Source organism: Aequorivita sp. CRS11 (assembly GCF_059693805.1).
In genome coordinates this window covers 20,327-41,208 of record NZ_JCATIG010000001.1, presented here as the reverse complement: position 1 = coordinate 41,208, position 20,882 = coordinate 20,327, and the positions used below count along the sequence as shown (strand labels likewise).

Sequence of the window (20,882 nt, the reverse complement as noted above, 5' to 3'; positions counted from 1 at the left end):
AACATTTTCTTCCAGCCCATGAAGCCTAAAATAGTATTTATATCACCAAAGTTCTCAAAAGGAGGAGCCGAGCGCAATATGCTCAATGTTTTAAATTCATTGGATGCTTCTTTGTTTGAAATACATCTATGGGTCTGTACCAACAATACCTCTTATATTTCGCTAATACAAAATGAAGTCAAAATAACATACTTTGAAAAGAAGAACGTAAAAAATGCCCTCATCCCAATTTTTAAAAAATTGTTACAGATTAGACCGGAATTGGTATATACATCAGCCGGACATATATCCTTGCCCATAACCCTATTCAAAAAAGCCAGAGGTTTAAAATTCTTGAATATTGCACGGATTCCTTCCCTTCCCAGCAATAAATTGGGAAAAGGTCTAAAAGCGGTCTCTTTGAGACAATTTGAAAAACAGACATTACGGTGGAGTGACTTTATTATAGCGCAATCAAACCAAATGAAGAAAGAACTAATCCACTATTTTGGATTGCCCAAAGAAAACGTTCTGACAATTTTGAATCCAGTGAATTTTGAACAAATTAACAAGCTTTCGAGGGTAGAATCTGCATTGGACCAAGACTTTACCAACTTTGTGGCTGCAGGTTCATTGTATTCAGTAAAGGGATTTGATGTACTTATAAAGGCATTTGCTTTGTTTTATCAAAAAAAGGATAAAAGTAGATTGTATATTTTAGGGGATGAGAGCGTAGAAGCTGGCTATAAAAAATATTTAATAGATATTGTTTCAGAATTGAACATTGAAAAAGCTGTTTTTTTTGAAGGATTTCAAGATAATCCATATAAATATTATTTTAATGCAGACGCTTTTGTGCTTTCTTCAATCAAAGAAGGATTTCCGAATGTGATCTTAGAGGCTTTAGCATTGCAAGTGCCTGTACTTGCTACAAACTGTGTGGATTTTGAAGGAATTATAACGTCTGGTAAAAATGGAATCATCGTTGAAAAAGGAAATGTTGAAGCCCTTGCAATTGGCCTTAACGAAATTCTCAAAATATCACCCGACCCTTTTTATTTTGAAAATTTCAATTACAATAACTGGTTTGAAACCATTTTAAAGGAAAGGAATTTTCAATGAAGGTATTACATATAATTACATCGTTGAATATGGGAGGAGCTGAACAGTTGCTTTTGGAAAGTTTGCCTTTTTACAAAAAAAAAGGTATAGCAGTGAAAGTGTTGGCCCTTAAAGAAACGGATGTGCTTAAAGATAAATTGAAAAACATTCCTGCGGAACAAATATGTTACTTAACCAAACGCTCAGTATATAATCCGTTATTGATTTTCAAGATAATCCCATATTTAAAAAAATATAGCATTGCCCATATTCATCTCTTTCCGGCATTATACTGGGTTGTAATTGCCAAATGGCTTTCGTTCTCATCTGTGAAATTAATATATACAGAACATAGTACGTCAAACAAGCGCAGATCTAATTGGTTTTTAAAAATTACTGATAGAATAATCTATGCAGGTATTACTAAGATTATAACAATAGCAAAGGAAGTAGATGCTAATATAAAAGCACACCTCTTGACAAAAATGGAAAAATTTATCCTGATTTGCAACGGAATTGATTTAAAAAAAATAGAAGAATCAACACCTTATAATAAAAATGCTTTCTTTGATAAAGAAAGCATCATTTTAATTCAGATTTCTTCCTTTAGACTGCCCAAAGACCAGCCTACCTTACTAAGAGCCATGAAAGAACTCCCAATAAAATATAAATTGCTATTGGTGGGGGACGGTCCCTTAAAAAAACAGGCCATAGATTTAGCCAAGAATTTAAAAATTATGGATAGGGTTTTATTTTTGGGCATGCGGAACGATGTGCCACGATTGTTGAAAACTGCAGATGCATCAGTGCTGTCTTCCAAGCACGAGGGACTATCGCTTTCCAGCATTGAAGGAATGGCAGTAGGTAAGCCTTTTATTGCATCCAATGTACCCGGATTGCGGGAAATAGCTTCTGGGTATGGTATTCTCTTTGAACAAGGAAACCATACAGAACTTGCACAAAAAATAGAAAACCTATTTCATAATCCTGAAGAATACGAAACAATCGCAAAAAAGTGTTATGCCCGTGCAAAAGAATTTGATATTGAAAAAATGGTAAGCGGTTATATACAAGTTTATAAATCAATAGAAGGCGATAGTAACGATAATGCGTAGATTCATAACATTTTTGACACAATGTTTTATGAAATTTGTGCATTATAAAAAAGATGACCAGTTTGAAAACTTCATATATTTTTTTCCTCACTGCTCTTGTTTTTCAACTTTCCGCTTGTAGGAATACTGAAAACAAAACAAGGGCCATAACGATCGGCCAAGGTGCAGATTCCATTCAATCAATGCCTAAATCTGTTTCAGAACTCAATTTTGAAGAAACCTCAAAAAACGACTCCATCACAAGGAATTTAAAAATAATGGGCGAACAAATAATGCAATCGGGCTTTAAACTTGAAAATGCGTTGCCTGCCAATTATGTCACAGATGCCACGGTTGATTATACAAGTTATATACAAAATGTTCTGGACAACTATTGCGAGGTTATATTTCCGCCATTTCCAATTTTGATTAACGAGAACGGTCTCAGTATTCCCTCGGGAAGCAAGATTGTATTTTCTAATGGAAGCATTCTTAAATTAAAACCCAACAAAAAGGGAAATTATAAAATTTTGGAAATGCGCGATGTTTCAAACGTTGTCTTAAATAATCCAGTTATTGAAGGCGACCGCTACAACCATTTGGGTACGGATGGGGAATGGGGGATGGGCATAGCAATTTATTCTTCAAAAAACATACTCATTAACCGTCCTAATATCCAATATTGTTGGGGTGATGGTATTTATATAGGCAAACAAAAAGGAACTAGGCCTTCAGAAGATATATTTGTAAATGGCGGAATTACGAACCAAAACAGAAGAAACAATATTACAATTACAAGTGGGGTGCGCATCACAATACAAAACCACACAGCGGCCAGAGCCGACGGAACGAAACCAATGGCCGGATTGGATATTGAGCCCAACAGTCCAGAACATATTATAAGGGACATTCAAATTTTAAATTTAACAACCGAAAAGAATTCGGGCAAGGGCATTCAAATTGGATTGGGCAAACTCATGAAAGATGGCTTCATAATGACAAACATTTTTGTTGAAAACCATAGGGATGTAAATTCAGATATTGCAGTTTTGATCGGTTGTCCATTAATTCCAAAAGAGGAAAACGTCATAGGCAAAACCAAAGGCTCCATAACCTTTATAAACCCGAGATGGTCTGATAATAATATTTTTTTGAAAGCTAGCGGGTTTAGAACAAATGCAATCTTATTGAGTTTGGTCTCGCCTAATATAATTGAAAAACACAAAAAGCTCAATGCAATGGAAACGAGCGAAAAATTAGAAGGAAGCCTGCATTCCACCGAAAATGTTTTTATAGATATAAAAGAAGAACAATAAATGGGACTATTTAAAGACAGGTTTCGTGGATAAACACAAACTCATACGGATAACAACAGTGCCGCTCTCTTTGGAAAAACTCCTGGAAGGGCAATTGGCATATATGGAGAACTATTTTGAAGTAGTTGCCATATCTTCGGATAGCGAACGCTTGGAAATTTATGGAAAAAAGGAAGGGGTTCGTGTTTTTCCTGTAGGACTTACCCGAAAAATCACGCCCCTAAAAGATCTTGCCGCCGTTTTTAAATTATACCAATTTCTAAAAAAAGAAAAACCTACCATTGTGCATACACATACCCCCAAGGCGGGAATTGTAGGAATGATGGCAGCCTGGTTTGCAGGAGTTCCAAACCGTTTGCACACCGTTGCGGGCCTTCCGTTGATGGAAACATCGGGTTTAAAAAGAAAGGTCCTCAATTTTGTGGAAAAACTAACATACCGTTTTGCAACCAAGGTTTATCCAAATTCAAAGGGGTTGTATGAATTTATTCTTTCAGAGAAATTTACAACTCCGGAAAAACTTTTCATAATAGGGCTGGGAAGTAGTAATGGTATCGACACCACCGATTTTGACCCAACACTTTTCACGGAAGAAAGCAAAACTTTTTTTAGAAGAAAATTAGGGATTCCCCAAAATCACTTCGTATTCATCTTTGTCGGCCGCTTGGTAAAAGATAAGGGGATAAATGAATTGGTAGCCGCCTTTTTGAATCTTGCCAATTCCAATTCAAAGGTGTCATTGTTGTTGGTAGGGCCTTTTGAAAGCAGTCTTGACCCACTTTTGCCCGAAACCCTTTCCCAGATTGAGCATCACCAAAGAATCTATTCCGTAGGCTATCAAAATGATGTACGGTCCTATTTTTCTATTTCCGACGCTTTGGTATTTCCTAGTTACCGCGAAGGTTTTCCAAACGTAGTTATGCAAGCGGGGGCAATGGGTTTGCCAGCAATAGTTACCGATATTAATGGCTGTAATGAGATTATTGAAAACGAGGTTAATGGCTTGATTATTTCTCCCAAAAATGTGAAAGAATTGGAAACTGCAATGAAACTACTTGCCACAGATGCCTTTTTATACACCAATTTAAAGGCAGTAGCTCGACAAAAAATAGTTTCGCGTTTTAGTAGGACAGAAATTTGGCAAGCCCTTTTGAAAGAGTATCAAACACTATAAAGCTATTACATCTCTTTCCTTTTACTTAATTTTGCACGCTCAAGCATATCCCCAAAAATGTACGTAAATTTAATAAAGCCTTTTTTTGATATCACTTTTGCATTGGTATTGCTTTTAATATCTAGCCCAATAATCATTTTGGTAATGATAGTGCTTACGTTAGCAAACGGGGGCTCCCCTTTTTTCTTACAGAAAAGACCTGGCAAAAAAGGAGAAATATTTACAATTGTTAAGTTCAGAACAATGACGGACAAGAAGGACAATCTTGGAAATCTTTTGCCAGATGCCAAAAGAATTACTTCCATTGGCCGTTTCGTTCGTTCCACTTCCCTTGATGAATTGCCCCAGTTGCTGAATGTTTTAAAAGCCGATATGAGTTTTGTTGGTCCAAGACCACTATTGCCACAATATTTGCCGTTGTATAATGATTTTCAAAAGCAAAGACACAATGTGAAACCCGGAATTACTGGATGGGCGCAAGTAAATGGTCGCAACGCAATTAGCTGGCAACAGAAATTTGAATATGACGTTTGGTATGTTAACAATATTAGTCTGGTTTTGGATTTCAAAATATTGTTTTTGACTATAAAAAAAGTATTTGTCAAAGAAGGCATCTCACAGGAAGGCCAAGCTACAACACTATATTTTAAAGGAAATGATCTCGACAATAACTAAACTTCAAATAGCCATTGGTCGCTCCCAAGCCGCATATAATTTGTATGTTCCTGAAAAGAAATATTTTCAGGCTCTTCGCATTAAGTCTGCAAACTTGAATGTTTATGAAATTTTAGAAATTTATTTATACGAATGTGATGAAACGGAAAAAGAAGCAGTTCAGCGGTATATATTTCATTTGGAAGATTGGTTAAATCAGTTTGCGGAATTGGAAAGAACAGAACCGGATTTGGAATCAGAATTCGTTTTTGAGCGATTCAAAAATTCGCCTGAATTCCCAAAAACATTTGTAAATAAAATTTTATTGAAAAAACTATGAGATATGCATTTGCGGGGGATAGAAAAATTAGCGTTACCATTTTAAAATTTATTATTTCAAAAGGGTATAAACCATCGGCCTTATTTATTTCAGACAGCGACAAAAGTTCACATTGCAAAGAGCTTATTGAATTATCTGGTTTAACGGATGATTTAATTTTTCGAGGAAACTCCTTTAAAGATAACTTTGAAAAAATTCAAGCGTTGAATTTGGATTATATTTTCGGGATTCATTTTCCGTATATTATTCCAACTGAATTTTTGAACCTTCCTAAAATAGGTTTTTTAAATCTTCATCCTGCTTATTTGCCTTTCAATAAAGGTTGGCATACGCCAAGTTGGGCAATAATTGATGGAACGCCATATGGCGCAACATTGCATTTTATGACCGAAAAACTGGACGAGGGAAACATTATCCATCAAAAAGAAATTGAGGTTAAACCATCAGATACCGCACACACATTGTATATGCGAGTGATGAAGGTAGAAGAAGAAGTTTTTTGTGAAGCTTTTGAAAGTTTAAAAAATTTTAACCCAAAATCTACTCAACAAACGCATGTAGGTACGAATCATTCCAAAAAAGATTTAAAAAATGTACAGAAAATTGACCTGAATAAATCCTATTCCGGAAAGGAATTGGTTAATTTATTGAGAGGTCTAACAACAAATAAAATTGAGGAAGCAGCTTATTTTAATGAAGGCGGTGAAACTTATTATATTCAGGTAAATATTTCTAAACAATAAAACTGACTTTGTCCATAAAATATCTTTTTGACACCTTTTTATCGCTATTCCTTTTTATCTTTCTGGGTTGGCTCATATTGCTATGCCTCATTTTAGCAAGCGTTGATACTTTATCATTTGGATTATACGTTCAAAAAAGGGTAGGGCAGTACGGAAAATTATTTAATATATTTAAAATCAGAACGATAAATGATAAAACAGGCCATATTTCAAAATTTGGAATGTTTCTAAGAAAATCGAAAATTGACGAACTACCACAACTGGTGAATGTATTTTTTGGGCAAATGAGTTTTGTGGGCCCGCGGCCTGATATTCCAGGGTATTATGATAAATTAGAAGGAGAGAATAGAAAAATATTGGAATTGAAACCAGGATTGACAAGTGAGGCTTCTTTAAAATATTTTAATGAAGAATATATTTTAAGCACAAAAAAGAATCCTTTGGAATATAACGATTCTGTTATTTTTCCCGATAAAGTAAAAATGAATTTAGATTATTATTATAAAAAATCAATCACTGAAGACTTAAAAATAATTTTTAAAACTGTTTCTAAGTTTTTTCTGCAAACATCCTCAAAATTAGATTTAAAAAATAATGGATACTAAAATATACCTATCCTCCCCACATATGGGCGGTGCCGAGCAAAATTACGTTAATGAGGCGTTTGACACAAATTGGGTAGCGCCATTGGGTCCAAATGTGGATGGTTTTGAGAAATCTTTAGAAAGTTATCTGGGAAATGGGAATCACGTTGCCGCACTTAGCTCTGGCACTGCGGCAATACATTTGGCACTTATTTTATTGGGCGTTGAAAAGGGCGATGAGGTAATCTGCCAAAGTATGACCTTTTCCGCTTCAGCAAATCCTATTGTGTATCAAGGTGCAACTCCCATATTTGTTGATAGCGAGCCAGATACTTGGAACATCTGCCCAAACCATTTGGAGGAAACCATAAAGGATCGAATTTCAAAAGGAAAAAAACCAAAAGCAATCATTGCCGTACATTTATACGGAATGCCTTATAAAGTTGAAGAAATAAGAAAGATTTCTGAAAAATATGAAATTCCAATAGTGGAAGATAGTGCCGAAGCCCTTGGAAGTAGCTATAAAAACCAAAAATGCGGTACCTTTGGAGATATTTCTATACTTTCTTTCAATGGAAACAAGATTATAACTACCTCGGGAGGCGGCGCTTTGCTGTCTCGAAATTTAAAGCACAAGGAAAAAGCCATCTTCTTGGCTACACAGGCGCGGGATGCGGCTCCACATTACCAACATTCAGAAATAGGTTATAACTACAGGTTGAGCAATATTTCTGCGGGTATAGGCCGAGGCCAAATGGAAGTTCTTGATATACACGTAGGTTTGCGTAGAGAAATGAACGACTTTTACAAAGATATATTTAAGCATACCAATGGAGTTAATGTGTTTTCAGAACCTAATAGCGATTATTTTTCAAATCATTGGCTTTCCTGTATTCTCGTAGATCGTTCAGAATGTGGTTTTTCAAACGAAGATATTAGATTGGCAATGGGTGAAAATAATATTGAGTGCAGGCCGTTATGGAAGCCGATGCATTTGCAGCCTGTTTTTATAGATGCGCCTTATTACGGTGGTACAGTTGCTGCCGATTTATTTAATATGGGGCTTTGTTTGCCCTCAGGTTCAAATTTAACAGATGAAGAAAAAGTTAAGATTAACGATGTTTTAATACCTTTTATCGATAAATAGGTTATATTTGTAGTCCCAAATCTTACGAAGCCGTGCCTTATAACAATTCACTATTTGAGCAATTAAAGATGCGCACTAGAACTATAGGTTTATTAAACCGACGGTATTTGCCACGTTGGGCTGTATTGATGTTGGATGTTTTGATATGTTTGGCTTCATTTGTATTGGCTTATTTAATATTGGACGGTACGCCGTTAAAATTTCAGAATGTATGGCCTACTCCATTGCGGGCTCTATTCATTTTGGGTATAAATGTATTTTTCTTTTACATTTTTAGGACTTATGCGGGAATAGTTCGCCACTCCACGTTTACCGATGTATTTAGGGTAGCTGCAGCGTCTTTTTTTACAGCAATTACGGTTGTTATTTATAATACCGTTTATTATTTTTTTCAGGGAGAAAAAATATTGCTTACAACGGCGGTGATACTTTACATGTTTTTTTCTTTTACATTAATGTTGTTTTTGAGAATTGCGGTGAAGGAGGCTTATCAGTATATACGCAGAATGAATACTGCTAAGATCAAGAAGCGGGTGTTGATTGTAGGAATGGATAATCAGACTATTAACTTGGGAAGGGCACTTACCTCGGAATCTGACCAAGCCTTTCAATTGATAGGGTTTATTTCCGATGATACTTCCACTAAGAGATTAAATGTTCTTGGAAAGCCGGTTTTTTTAACATCGATAAAAAAGGATTCTAAAGAATTTGCCTCTTTGCTGGAAAAGCATCGCATTGATGGGGTTTTAATGGTGCGTGATTCTTTATCAGTAGCAGAAACAAATGAAATAGTAGAAGCTTGTTTGGCAAATAAGATACAGGTATTTAATATGCCTTCTGTTGAGAATTGGAACCAGAAACAAGACTTACAGACCCAAATAAAGCATATAGAAATTGAGGATTTATTGGATAGGTATCCGATTGAAATCGATTCTGCTATAATTAAAAACGATCTTGAGCATAAAACAATTTTGGTAACTGGGGGCGCAGGATCGATTGGGAGTGAAATAGTAAGACAATTGTCATTATTCAATCCTCGAAAAATTGTGGTTTTGGATAATGCGGAGTCGGCATTATATGAGATGGAACTTTATTTGGAAAATAATTTTCCGGATTTAAAATTTGCCAGTGTTTTGGCTGATGTGAGGAATATCGATCGCCTTGAGATGATATTTGCCACCTACAAGTTTGATATAGTCTTTCATGCTGCGGCATATAAGCATGTACCGATTATTGAGAAAAACCCTTACGAGGCTGTAGGTGTAAATATTAGTGGTACGATAAATCTTGCTAACCTCGCTGTACAACATGGGATAGATAAATTTGTGATGATATCTACCGATAAGGCCGTTAACCCGACGAATGTAATGGGAGCGTCAAAAAGAGCAGCGGAGATGTATGTACAGTCACTTCAGGAGAAAATTGGCACCCATACCCGCTTTATTACAACTCGATTTGGAAACGTTTTGGGATCCAATGGTTCGGTAATCCCGCACTTTAGAAAACAGATTGAGGCAGGAGGACCTGTAACTGTCACCCATAAGGATATAATACGTTATTTTATGACCATACCAGAAGCCTGTCAACTGGTATTACAGGCTGGTACCATGGGTAAAGGAGGAGAGATATTTATATTTGATATGGGTAAGCCGGTAAGAATACTCGATATGGCTGAACGGATGATAAAACTCTCCGGATTCCAACCTTATAAAGATATTGATATAAAAATTACCGGTTTACGTCCTGGGGAAAAACTGTATGAAGAGCTTTTAAGCGAAACTGCTGAGAGCTTACCAACTTTCCACTCGAAGATTATGGTATCAAAAGTGCCGACAGAGGATTTTTATAGGGTTAGTGAGAAAATCCAGGCTATTGTCAAAGCCACCAACCAAAGTAAAAAAACGGAGGTGGTCCTAAAGATTAAGGAATTAGTGCCAGAGTATATTAGCCAGAATTCTGAATACCAGTTTTTGGATATTCAGCACCAGAATTAATAATATTATGCTATCAAATAAATTAACCTTCATATAAGTAATGAAGGTTTTCTTTTTTATAAGTTTTATATATTTTTAAACACGCTTGTTTTCCTTAAAATCCTGAATCCTTTAGTGTACGGTTGATAAAAGATTATATTTGCAAAAAAGATATGATACGATATTTTATAAAGTTATTAGTTGTTGTACTCCTGGGGACCCTAGGGGTATCCTGTGTTTCTCCTAAGAAAATTGTTTATTTCCAAGATTTATCTGAAGGGCAGCGAGTGCTTGATACTCTACAAAAAAGCTCTAAAATTCAATCTGGAGATCTTCTAAGTATTGTGGTTTCCGCATACGATTTAAATGCGGTTCGTCCATTCAATCTAATTAGTGAGACACGTCCTACAGCTGAGGTTTCTGGAATAAGTATAAACAATACCAACCAGCAACAAGCCTATCTTACTGCACAGGACGGAACCATAGATTTTCCTGTATTGGGCAATGTAAAGGTAGCCGGGTTGAGTAGGACGGAATTAAGTGAGATGTTGACCAAACGTATTTCCGAATATGTGAAAGATCCTATTGTTACCATTCGTATCCTTAACTTTAAGGTAAGTCTTTTAGGGGAAGTAAATAGGCCCGGAACCTATAATTTTGAAGGAGAGCGACTGACACTGCCTGCTGCCTTGGGATTGGCCGGAGATATGACAATCTATGGAAGAAGGGATAATGTATTGGTTATTAGGGACGATGGTAAAACAAAACAATATGAATATTTGGACCTTAGAAGTGCAGATGTTTTAAACAGTGAATATTACTATTTGCAACAAAATGATGTAGTATATGTGGAACCCAATCGGGCTCAGGTACAGAGTAGTAGCTTTAATAGAAATACCGCAGTCTATGTGAGTGTAGCCTCTCTACTATTGTCTGCGATGGCTATTATATTTAGATAGCTTTAAATACTACAAGAAAAAACACCCTTTTATAGTTTTATAATTAAGAGGGAAAGAAATTTTATGGAAGAGAATCAAAAAATGCAAGATTCAGACGAGCTTTCATTACGAGAGCTAATTGAACAATATACCCAATTTTGGTATTTATTTGTTATTGGAGTGCTTATCGCTTTGGTGATCGCATTTCTTTACTTACGATATACCCCACAGCTTTATCAGAGCAAGGCAACCATTATCATTAAGGATGAAAAAACCCAGAGTCCATTGGAAATGGCGGCCTTTTCCCAATTTGGAAGTTTTTTATCCCGGTTTAAGAATAATCAAATAGACAATGAACTTGCAATCTTTAACTCGAAGAGATTAATATCTGAAACCGTAAAAGAGCTGCAACTCAATATAAAATATGAGGTGGTTGGAAGTATAAAGACCTCTGAACTATACGGCTACAAACCTTTTGAGGTGAAGTTTCAAAGTTTTAAAGAGGAATTTAATGAAAATATTCCCTCTCTCTATTTTAAAATATTGTCAAATAATAAATTTCATCTTGAGAGTGAGGAACTTAATCTTTCAAATACTTATAGCTTTGGTGAACAAATCGATCTTCCATTTGGTGTAATTACCGTCTTACCTAATTTATTGGATATAGATAAGTTTAATGGATATTTTGAAAAAGTAATTTTAGTAAATTATAATTCAATAGAAACAGCTTCATTAAATTTTCAGGAAAGGGTTAGTGTTATGAATACTAACGATAAAAGTAATGTAGTAGAATTGTCCATACAGACCCAAAATAAGGAGAAAGGGCAGGATTTTTTAGATGAGCTGGTGCGGCAATACAACAAGGATGCTGTTCAGGATAGAAATGAGATTGCCAAAAAAACATCAGCTTTTATAGAGTCACGATTGCAGATTATTACCAAGGAGCTAGATTCGGTTGAAAGAAATAAGGAAGATTTTAAAAGCTCCAATAGACTGACTGACATTCAGGCGGAAGCCCAAATAACCTTGGAAAATGCCAGTGAATTTAATAAGCGGCAGTTGGATGTTTCTACCCAAATGGAGTTGAGCAATACCATGATAGACTATATCAAGAATAGCAATCCTGATGAATTGCTGCCCGCCAATATTGGAATCTCCAATGAAAGTGTAGGCACGGCAGTAAATAATTACAACGAACTTATTTTATACCGAAATAAATTATTGCAAAGCTCCACCTCCAAGAATCCTGTAGTAAAGAGTGTAAACGAACAAATTGCCCAAATGCGCGCCAATATATTGGGAAGTTTGGAGAATTCACGTAATGGATTACGAATTGCGATGAAGGATTTAAATGTACAAGAAAATATTATCAGCTCCAAGATATCCCAAGTCCCTGCCAAAGAAAAAATATTCAGGGGTATAGAACGTCAACAAACCATTAAGGAGCAGCTTTATCTCTTTTTACTGCAGCAACGGGAGGAGGCATCCATTGCGCTGGCAGCTACGGCAGATAGGGCAAAGATTGTGGATAGTGCTTACGGACCTGAACAGCCAGTTTCTCCCAAAAAACCAATTATCTATTTAGGAGCCTTATTGGCAGGGCTCTTGGTTCCCTTTGGTGGAATATACAGTTTTTATTTGCTGAGCACCAAGGTGAAAAATAGAAAGGATGTGGAAAAACATTTAAAAACTATTTCCATTATTGGAGAAATTCCAAAAATCCAAAAGGGTGAATCAGAATTGATACAGTTTAACGATCGCAGTATAATGGCCGAAGCCTATAGAATATTGCGGACCAATCTACAGTATCTATTTATCAATAAGCTTGAAGAAAACGAGAAAGGCAAGACACTAATTGTAACATCAACCATAAAAGGTGAAGGAAAAACCTTTGTGGCATTCAACCTAGCATTAACATTAGCACTTACAGGTAAAAAAGTTGTGCTGGTGGGGGCTGATATACGCAATCCACAATTGCAACGGTATTTACCAGAGAATTTAAAAAACAATAAAGGACTTACCGAGTATATTGTATATGATGATATTAAGGTAGAAGATGTTGTATCCCAAAGTGAGTACAATGAAAATTTGAGCATTGTGCTTTCAGGTGCCATACCGCCAAACCCTGCCGAATTGTTGATGCAAAAGCGAACTACAACTTTTGTAGAAGCACTCAAAAAGGAATATGATTACATCATTATGGACACTGCGCCTTCTATGCTGGTAACCGATACTATTTTGATTAATAAACTGGCGGATATAACATTGTATGTGGTACGGGCTGGCTATACAGACAAACGCTTGCTCGATTTTCCGCAAGATGCTATTGATGATGGGCGTTTGGCTAATGTTGCGATAGTGCTCAACAATGTGAACTTAAATAATTTTGGCTACGGTAATAAATACGGGTATGCATATGCCAGGGAGGAACGCTCACTGCTGAAAAGGATGTTGAATAAACAGTAGGTTAAGCCAAATGAAAAGATTCCTTTTAATATTTCTTCTTTTCCCTTTGGTACTCTTTTCACAGGAATTTGAAATTGGCGGCAGTATTGGGACTAAAGCTATTTTATCAAACGAAAACGAAAACCCTTTTTGGTTCCACAGCAATACTAATTATGCGGTAGGAGAACTCACAAATCTATCGGCAACGGCTGAGTTGAAAACAACATTAAAGTATTCAAAATTTAAGTTGAATGCAGGGGCTGCAGTGTTTGGAAGGGATGGAGTTGAAAACAATGTGCAACGAAGGGATTTATATCTTCAATTTGAAAACTCTTGGCTTTTGGCCACAGTTGGTTCAAAAAAACAAAAGGAAGTGCTTGAAGGACTTTCTGCAACCAACCAAAACTTTTTATGGTCTGGAAACGCCAGACCCTTGCCGGGGATACTCATAGAGGCAAACAACCCTCTTAAAATTTCAAATACTTTCGGATTGGATTGGGGTATTGGCCATTACGAGTTGAATGACAATCGATTTGTGGATGGTACGTATGTACATTACAAAAGATTGGGGCTTATAACCCAATTCAATGAAAACCATAAATTAACGGCAAAAATTCAACATTATGCCCAATGGGGTGGAAATTCACGAAGTTTGGGAAAATTAGAAAATAGTACTAAAGATTTTATTAATGTTTTTTTTGCTCACAACTCTGAAGAAATTGGAGTAGAAAATGATAAGATAAATAAGTTGGGAAATCACTTAGGTACTTATTCATTAATTTATGACAACAGAAATTCTTTTGGAAGTTTTTCGGTTTATCACGAACATCCAATAGAAGATGGGTCAGGCACTCGACTTGCAAATTTTCCTGATGGAGTATGGGGAGTATATTTTGTCCCAAAAAAAATTAAAATTGTTTCTTCAGTCCTCTATGAATATATACACACAATGAATCAAAGTGGGATTTCTATAGGTAGCGGTATAGATAATTATTTCTTTAATGGAATTTATCGAAGTGGCTGGAGTTATGAAAAAAATATAATAGGGCTACCTTTTATAATTTTTGAAAATAATGTTGAAATAACTGAGAAATATAGCCCTATTATAAGTAACCGTTCCAAAGTGCACCATTTTGCAGTGAAGGGAACATTTAGTAAATTTCAGTGGAAATTAAAAAGCACCTATGCCAAATATCTAGGAACCTATCGAAAACCATTTTTCCCAGAATGGAAATATTGGTACAACTACGGCTCGCTTTCCTATAAAAGTGAAAAGCTCGGAACATTTACAGTCTTGGGGGGAGCAGATTTCTCAAATGTTGCTGATACGCTTATTGGAGGCGGAATAGCATATTCCTATTCCTTCTAAAATCAATCTTCTTTTTCCTTTTTCTTAAATAGAAATCCCAAAGGCAGCCAGATAAAAAGAAACAGAAACTTTCCTGTTACAAATCCTATTATAGTAATCAATGCGGCTATAACCATTAAAAGTATTTTGGTATTTTTACTCATCCAATAATAATTTCGAAAATTAACTTCACCAGACTATTACTAAACTTTATCTGCACCATATACTAACTCGATAAAATCAATTTTGGGAATATCACCAAAATATTCCTTTACTTCAATATCCTTCAACAATTCTGAAATATCCTCTTTTTCATAGCGGGCGCCTTCCAAGAGTTTTTCTAGGTTTTCCACGGGCTCCTTTCCGAAGAAATCCCCAAATATTTTGAATTCCTTGATATGCCCTTTTTCCACAAATATGCGAAGATCTATTTCGCCTACAGGAAAACGCTTGCTACGCTGAACGTTGAACTTAGGGGAGCGGCCATAATTCCAGTCCCAAGTGTCGTATTTCTCTTCTTTTAATTGATGGACTGATTTCCATTCCTCGGACGTTAAGTGATAGCTTTCAAAAGGTTCACTTTCTTCATAAAGGCCTTCCAGTAAAAGTTTTCTAAAAGTTTCAATCTTTAATGGCTCTTTTAAAAATTCAGAAATATTGGCCACCCGGCTGCGTACCGATTTATGTCCTTTAGACTCAATTTTGCTCATTTTCACATTAAGGGCATTTACCACTTCACCCAAATCTGTATCAAATAGGAGCGTACCGTGACTTACCATCCGCTTTCCCGTGGAAAACTGCGCGGTACCTGAAATTTTCTTTTCATCTACCTGGATATCGTTTCTGCCTTTAAGTTCCGCATCCAGGCCCAAAGTGTTCAACACCTTAATTACGGGAGCAGTGAATTTTTTAAAGTTATTCAGACTTTTTACATCGTGGTTTGTGATAAAACTGAAATTAAGATTCCCAAAATCGTGATATACCGCGCCACCGCCCGAAACCCTTCGCACAACGTGAATATTATTCTGTTCAATGTACTCGTGGTTTATTTCTTCCAATGTATTTTGATTGCGGCCAATGATGATGGACGGCTCGTTAATATAAAAGAGCAAATAATCATTTTCGGCGCTAAAATTTCGCAGCGCGTATTCTTCCAATGCAAGGTTTAATCTGGGATTGGTATTGCCTTCGTTTTCCAGGAAAATCATGTTGTAAAAAGTTTTCGCAAAGGTACAAACTTCAAGGCTTAAAGTTGATATTTTAGCTGAAACCCGCCATACCAATTTCGTGGCATTCCTGGGTAATAGTAGCGAGGCTCGGCACCTCCAAAGCCTGAAGCGTTTATTAACACGGAAGCAGCATATTTTTCATCGGTAAAATTGTTTATCCCTGCATGTATTTCAAAAGAGAGCGCTTTTGAAAGTTGATTTTTATAGGAAGCCTTAGTGTTGAAAACCGTATATTTTTCTGAATAAATTTCATTGGCATCATTAAGTGGAATTTCGTCAATATGAAGAAAATTTGTGCCCAACTTAAAGTTTTTAAATCCAATTTGTATTCCTCCGTTTATTTTTTTATCGGGCACACCCGTAAGTCGGTTACCAGAAAAATCATTGTCGCCATCTACAAAATCAATGAACTTATGATCGGTAATTTCGACATTAAGATAAGGAGAAACGGACCACAAATCACTGAAAGTCTGTGTGTAGGAAGCACTTATTTCTATGCCCTTATGTTCCGTTTTTCCTGCGTTTCTGCCAATATACTGATCGTCGCCAACGCGCTCTGCCACCAATAAATCATCAATATCCAAAAGATATGCATTGAGTTGAAAAGATAACTTTCTTTTAAAAAGAAAAAGCTCGCTTCCCAATTCATAATTAAAACCCTTTTCGGGTCCAAGATCGGGATTTATGACTCCTGCAGGCGTAAGGGTTTCCTCAATGGAAGGATAATTAAAGCCGCGACTGAAGTTGAAATAGGCGCTACTGTTTTCAGTGAATTGGTATAACAAATTTATATTCGGTGCCAAAATGGGTTCAAAGTTTCGATCAGCACTTTTGTTTGCCTCTCCTTCATTAAAGTAGTCCATAAAATCATAATTAGTTTGGTTAAAATTAAGGCCAAACTGACCTTTTAGCTTTTTTGTAAAAGGAAGCGTTGCGGTTATAAAAACATTCAAATTGTCTCTCCTTTCAATATTATCGCTCAACAAATCGCCTTCTAAACTTCCGTTGCCATTGTTATCTTCATATAAATTTTCAAGGGTTTTCCAGTTGTATTCGTCTTTGTAAAATTCGCCACCAAAACTGAGATTGGCTTTATCTCTTATAAACGAAAAGTCTTTTGCAAAAACCGTCCGCGCTCCGTATCCATTGATGAATTCATCCAAAATGTTGAAAGGCCGTGGTTCGTAATGATCTAAATAGGTATAGTAAAGACTACTGGTATTGCTGAAGTTTTCAGAAAAACGGTGCGTAAAGCTAAGCCCAGCCAATGTTTGTTTGTTATCCTCATACCCTTTTGCTGCCTTCCAGGTAAATGCTGCCTGTGCAGGGTTTTCTTCAAAGGCGGTTTTACTGATGGAACTAGGAATCTGTGCAAAGTAATCAACGTAATTCATTAAAAAACTGAGTTCATTTCTGGTGTTGAATGTATAAGTAGCTGTTAACAATACCGATTGCCTGTCATAGTTGTTATTCTCACGAAAACCTTCTGTTTTTAAATGATCGTAGTTTAAATTGACTGAAAAAGTTTCAGTGGAAGTTGCTGTTGAAACGGAGTTTTTTATCAGCCCAAAGGAGCCCACTGTCAGGTTAGTTTTAAAAAAAGATTCCCCAAAATTCGCTTGTTTCGAGGTGAGCAGCAAAGTTCCGCCCAAATTGGTGCCGTATTGAGTAGCTTTCGGACCTTTTACTATTTCCAGGGATTGCAAATCCTCTGGATTAAAAGCATCGATTGAGGTTTCTCCAATACCGTTCGTAATCGGGATTCCATTAAAATAGGCGCGGATTTTATTGGTGCCGTATAGGGTTCGCGAGCCCACGCCGCGGATTACGATCCTGTTGGTGTTGATGGCGCCGCTTTGGATATAAACTCCGGGGGTTTCATTAATTGCTGCCACCAAATCCACAGGGCTGTATGCTTCAAGTTTTGCTGAAGAAATTTTTTCCGTTGGGATTATAACTTTGCTTTCCTTTTGGAAGGTTGATGAAATAATAACCTCTTCTAAATTTTCCAATTTAACTTTTGGATAAAGGATAAATGTTGAATTGTATTTTGAAAGTTGAAATGTTTCGCTATAATAATTGGGATGCTCAAACCCTAAAGTAACAGGAAGTTCCAATAAATTCTTAATTATAAAAACCCCTTCCGAATCTGTTATTGCCACTTGTTTTTCCTTTAAGAAAACCGTTACTGTCTCAATTGGAATGCCCTTATAAGAAACGACTTTGCCTTTTATTTCCTGTGAGTACGAAAAATTAAAAAAGGCAGTCAACAATAAAGTCGCCACGGCTTGAAAGTAAAGTAATTTCATTCTTTATGCAATTTCAGTATAGGTTGTATTTCCATGTTTAATTGTTTTACAACAGTTTTCTTTAAAAATAGCAATTAGTATTAGAAAATAAGAGCCCGCTAAAAAGTTTACATATTTCTTAACGGAAGAATGAGGAGTGGAATAGGTATATCCCTGATTACATTATCCAATTAACTCCCTATCTTTGCCGCCTATGAGCAGATTGGTTCAAATAGCGATTTTACCACGGCAACAAGAAGACTTGGAATTCATTTTGGAACTTGCTTTGGAAAAGGAAAAGCTTCGAAAAGAAAACATTAGCGACTGGCGCATCCGCAAACGCTCCATTGATGCGCGCCGTCAACCTATCAAAATAAACCTTCAAGTTGAAATGTGGTTGAAAGGCGAAAAGCGTGAATTTATTCCGCCATTTATTCCGCAGAATGTTTCTTCTTCCAAAGAAATTGCAATAATTGGCGCAGGCCCAGCCGGACTTTACGCTGCACTTCGTGCTATCGAAGCGGGCTTGAAACCAATTGTTTTTGAACGCGGGAAAGACGTTCGGGAGCGCCGCCGTGATTTAGCGGCAATCAATAAAGACCAAATTGTAAACCCAGAAAGTAATTATTGTTTTGGGGAAGGCGGCGCAGGAACCTATTCTGACGGAAAGCTCTATACCCGTAGCAAAAAACGTGGCAATGTGCTGAAAGCGTTGGAATGGTTTGTCCACTTTGGCGCCGATGAAGATATACTTGTTGATGCCCATCCGCATATTGGCACTAATAAACTTCCAAAGATAATAACTGCAATGCGGGAAGCGATTCTCGATAATGGTGGGGAAGTACATTTCAATTCAAAATTGACAGATTTAAAGTTGAAGGATGGCGCTATTGAAGCAATTCAAATAAATACCGAAAAATGGTTTGAGTTTGAAAACGTAATTCTTGCAACAGGGCATTCGGCGCGAGATATTTTTTATTTGCTTCACGCTAAAAATGTAAAAATTGAAGCCAAACCCTTCGCCATTGGCGTTCGGGTGGAACATCAACAGGAGCTCATAGATTATATTCAATATCACGGAGAAGTTGACAATCCAAACTTACCACCGGCCAGCTATGCCTTGGTGGAGCAGGTAGATGGTTTGGGGGTGTATTCCTTCTGTATGTGTCCCGGCGGAATTATTGCGCCCTGCGCCACCGAGCAGGAAGAGGTGGTTACCAATGGTTGGAGCCCAAGCAAGCGCAACAATCCGTACGCAAATAGCGGAATTGTAGTGAGCGTGGAACCCAAAGATTTACCAAATTATAAAGAAGGTGATCCTTTTGTATGTCTGGACTTTCAGAGGTTTGTGGAACAGCGCTGTTGGGAAGCAGGAGGGAAGACCCAAAAAGTACCTGCCCAGCGGATGATTGATTTTGTGGAAGGAAAGGTTTCTGAAAATTTTCCAAAAACTTCTTATCAGCCCGGAATTGTTTCAGCAGATTTAAATGAAGTGCTTCCGCCATTAATTTCAAAACGTTTGAAAAAAGCATTTGTAGCCTTCGGAAAAAAGATGAAGGGATATTACACCAATCAAGCGGTTTTGCATGCGCCCGAGAGCAGGACTTCTTCGCCAGTTTCCATTCCACGCGATTCAGAAACATTGGAACATATTGAAATAAAAGGATTATACCCTTGTGGAGAGGGTGCAGGCTATGCTGGAGGAATTATTTCAGCCGCCATTGATGGGATTAATTGTGTGGATGCAATTGCTGAAAAGTTAATTCGTTAATTCGGGATTCGTAGATTCGGTTCGTTGATACGTGACTTAAATTTTGTAATTTAATTTCAATTTCGATTTCAAAAAGAAAAGGCTACCAAGTGGCAGCCTTTCTTAAAGTATATTTTTGGAAAAATTACTTTATCTCAAGCAATTCCAATTCAAAGGTTAGGTCTTGACCGGCCAAAGGATGGTTCGCATCCACAATGATGAACCCATCTTTTACATCTGCAACTCGCAGTTGACGCTCAGATCCGTCAGGGTTTTTGGACACAAGGCCCATACCTATTTCTGGTTTTATATCCTGTGGCAAGTTCTCACTTGGTATTTTTTGAAAAAGTTCTTTTTGAACTTCGCCGTAAGCTTCTTCTTTTGGAATGGTAATGGTTTTCTTTTCGTTTTCCTTCATATTTACCAATCCTTTTTCAAAACCTGGAATTAAACGACCTTCACCGAGTTTTACCTCCAGTGGTTCACGTTGTACGGAACTATCGAATACTTGTCCGTTGTTCAATTTTCCTGTGTAATGAAGTTTTACGGTTTCATTTCCTTGTACTTGACTCATAATTTTGTTTTTTCAATTATTGTTCAATAAGGGGGCAAAACTATGGGTTTGCATTGCCAATTCCACAGAAATGAGTCATTAATCCTGAGATTTATGTAAATATTAACGGATTTACCCTTGACTATAAAAAAGGTGGTATGGGATAATAAAGAGAACTGATTTAAAATTTGTAAATTTAGTTTTTACACTACATCAGTAATTAAGC

General features: G+C 36.7%; 18 protein-coding genes. 14 read left to right on the top strand and 4 right to left on the bottom strand.

The annotated features are described in order from the left end of the window. Positions 1–18: 18 nt before the first annotated feature. The 13 genes from AC58DT_RS00190 to AC58DT_RS00130 all read left to right on the top strand — a co-directional run bounded on the left by AC58DT_RS00190 (position 19) and on the right by AC58DT_RS00130 (position 14,857). Positions 19–1,101, top strand: a complete 1,083-nt coding sequence (locus AC58DT_RS00190) for a glycosyltransferase (protein ID WP_497214703.1) — start codon at positions 19–21, stop codon at positions 1,099–1,101. Further along, on the top strand, positions 1,098–2,195 hold the full coding sequence (locus AC58DT_RS00185; protein WP_497214702.1) for a glycosyltransferase: 1,098 nt from the start codon (positions 1,098–1,100) through the stop codon (positions 2,193–2,195). Before AC58DT_RS00190 ends, AC58DT_RS00185 begins: the two co-directional genes overlap by 4 nt. Positions 2,196–2,248: 53 nt before the next feature. Next, complete coding sequence (locus AC58DT_RS00180; RefSeq protein WP_497214701.1) at positions 2,249–3,490, top strand: hypothetical protein; 1,242 nt, start codon at positions 2,249–2,251, stop codon at positions 3,488–3,490. A gap of 25 nt (positions 3,491–3,515) precedes the next feature. Next, on the top strand, positions 3,516–4,664 hold the full coding sequence (locus AC58DT_RS00175) for a glycosyltransferase family 4 protein (RefSeq protein WP_497214700.1): 1,149 nt from the start codon (positions 3,516–3,518) through the stop codon (positions 4,662–4,664). A gap of 57 nt (positions 4,665–4,721) precedes the next feature. After that, positions 4,722–5,339, top strand: coding sequence for a sugar transferase (locus AC58DT_RS00170; RefSeq protein ID WP_497214699.1), 618 nt, complete (start codon positions 4,722–4,724; stop codon positions 5,337–5,339). Next, positions 5,320–5,658: a hypothetical protein gene (locus tag AC58DT_RS00165; protein WP_497214698.1), complete on the top strand. Its 339-nt coding sequence runs from the start codon at positions 5,320–5,322 to the stop codon at positions 5,656–5,658. Before AC58DT_RS00170 ends, AC58DT_RS00165 begins: the two co-directional genes overlap by 20 nt. Continuing rightward, positions 5,655–6,401: a formyltransferase family protein gene (locus AC58DT_RS00160; protein WP_497214697.1), complete on the top strand. Its 747-nt coding sequence runs from the start codon at positions 5,655–5,657 to the stop codon at positions 6,399–6,401. The genes AC58DT_RS00165 and AC58DT_RS00160 overlap by 4 nt, the downstream gene beginning before the upstream one ends. 8 nt (positions 6,402–6,409) lie before the next feature. After that, a complete protein-coding gene (locus tag AC58DT_RS00155) occupies positions 6,410–7,006 on the top strand; it encodes a sugar transferase (RefSeq protein WP_497214695.1) in 597 nt (198 codons plus the stop codon). Next, positions 6,996–8,132: a DegT/DnrJ/EryC1/StrS family aminotransferase gene (locus tag AC58DT_RS00150; RefSeq protein ID WP_497214693.1), complete on the top strand. Its 1,137-nt coding sequence runs from the start codon at positions 6,996–6,998 to the stop codon at positions 8,130–8,132. Before AC58DT_RS00155 ends, AC58DT_RS00150 begins: the two co-directional genes overlap by 11 nt. 68 nt (positions 8,133–8,200) lie before the next feature. Continuing rightward, complete coding sequence (locus AC58DT_RS00145; RefSeq protein ID WP_497214692.1) at positions 8,201–10,126, top strand: polysaccharide biosynthesis protein; 1,926 nt, start codon at positions 8,201–8,203, stop codon at positions 10,124–10,126. Between the two features lie 266 nt (positions 10,127–10,392). After that, on the top strand, positions 10,393–11,064 hold the full coding sequence (locus AC58DT_RS00140) for a polysaccharide biosynthesis/export family protein (RefSeq protein WP_497214691.1): 672 nt from the start codon (positions 10,393–10,395) through the stop codon (positions 11,062–11,064). Positions 11,065–11,145: 81 nt separating this feature from the next. Continuing rightward, positions 11,146–13,509 (top strand): GumC family protein, encoded by a 2,364-nt coding sequence (locus AC58DT_RS00135; RefSeq protein ID WP_497214689.1) that lies wholly within the window; start codon positions 11,146–11,148, stop codon positions 13,507–13,509. 10 nt (positions 13,510–13,519) lie between these two features. After that, positions 13,520–14,857: a capsule assembly Wzi family protein gene (locus AC58DT_RS00130; protein WP_497214688.1), complete on the top strand. Its 1,338-nt coding sequence runs from the start codon at positions 13,520–13,522 to the stop codon at positions 14,855–14,857. Positions 14,858–14,859: 2 nt separating this feature from the next. Here the strand turns inward: AC58DT_RS00130 and AC58DT_RS00125 are convergent, their stop codons facing one another. Genes AC58DT_RS00125 through AC58DT_RS00115 form a run of 3 tightly spaced genes read right to left on the bottom strand, consistent with a single transcriptional unit; the run spans position 14,860 to position 18,374 of the window. Beyond that, positions 14,860–15,000: a hypothetical protein gene (locus AC58DT_RS00125; protein ID WP_497214686.1), complete on the bottom strand. Its 141-nt coding sequence runs from the start codon at positions 14,998–15,000 to the stop codon at positions 14,860–14,862. 39 nt (positions 15,001–15,039) lie between these two features. Next, positions 15,040–16,044, bottom strand: a complete 1,005-nt coding sequence (lplA, locus tag AC58DT_RS00120) for a lipoate--protein ligase (protein WP_497214685.1) — start codon at positions 16,042–16,044, stop codon at positions 15,040–15,042. 38 nt (positions 16,045–16,082) lie between these two features. Continuing rightward, positions 16,083–18,374 (bottom strand): TonB-dependent receptor family protein, encoded by a 2,292-nt coding sequence (locus AC58DT_RS00115; RefSeq protein ID WP_497214684.1) that lies wholly within the window; start codon positions 18,372–18,374, stop codon positions 16,083–16,085. 193 nt (positions 18,375–18,567) lie between these two features. Between AC58DT_RS00115 and AC58DT_RS00110 the strand changes: the two genes are divergently transcribed. Continuing rightward, complete coding sequence (locus AC58DT_RS00110; protein ID WP_497214683.1) at positions 18,568–20,124, top strand: NAD(P)/FAD-dependent oxidoreductase; 1,557 nt, start codon at positions 18,568–18,570, stop codon at positions 20,122–20,124. Positions 20,125–20,248: 124 nt separating this feature from the next. Here the strand turns inward: AC58DT_RS00110 and AC58DT_RS00105 are convergent, their stop codons facing one another. After that, on the bottom strand, positions 20,249–20,677 hold the full coding sequence (locus tag AC58DT_RS00105; RefSeq protein WP_497214682.1) for an FKBP-type peptidyl-prolyl cis-trans isomerase: 429 nt from the start codon (positions 20,675–20,677) through the stop codon (positions 20,249–20,251). Positions 20,678–20,882: the final 205 nt, after the last annotated feature.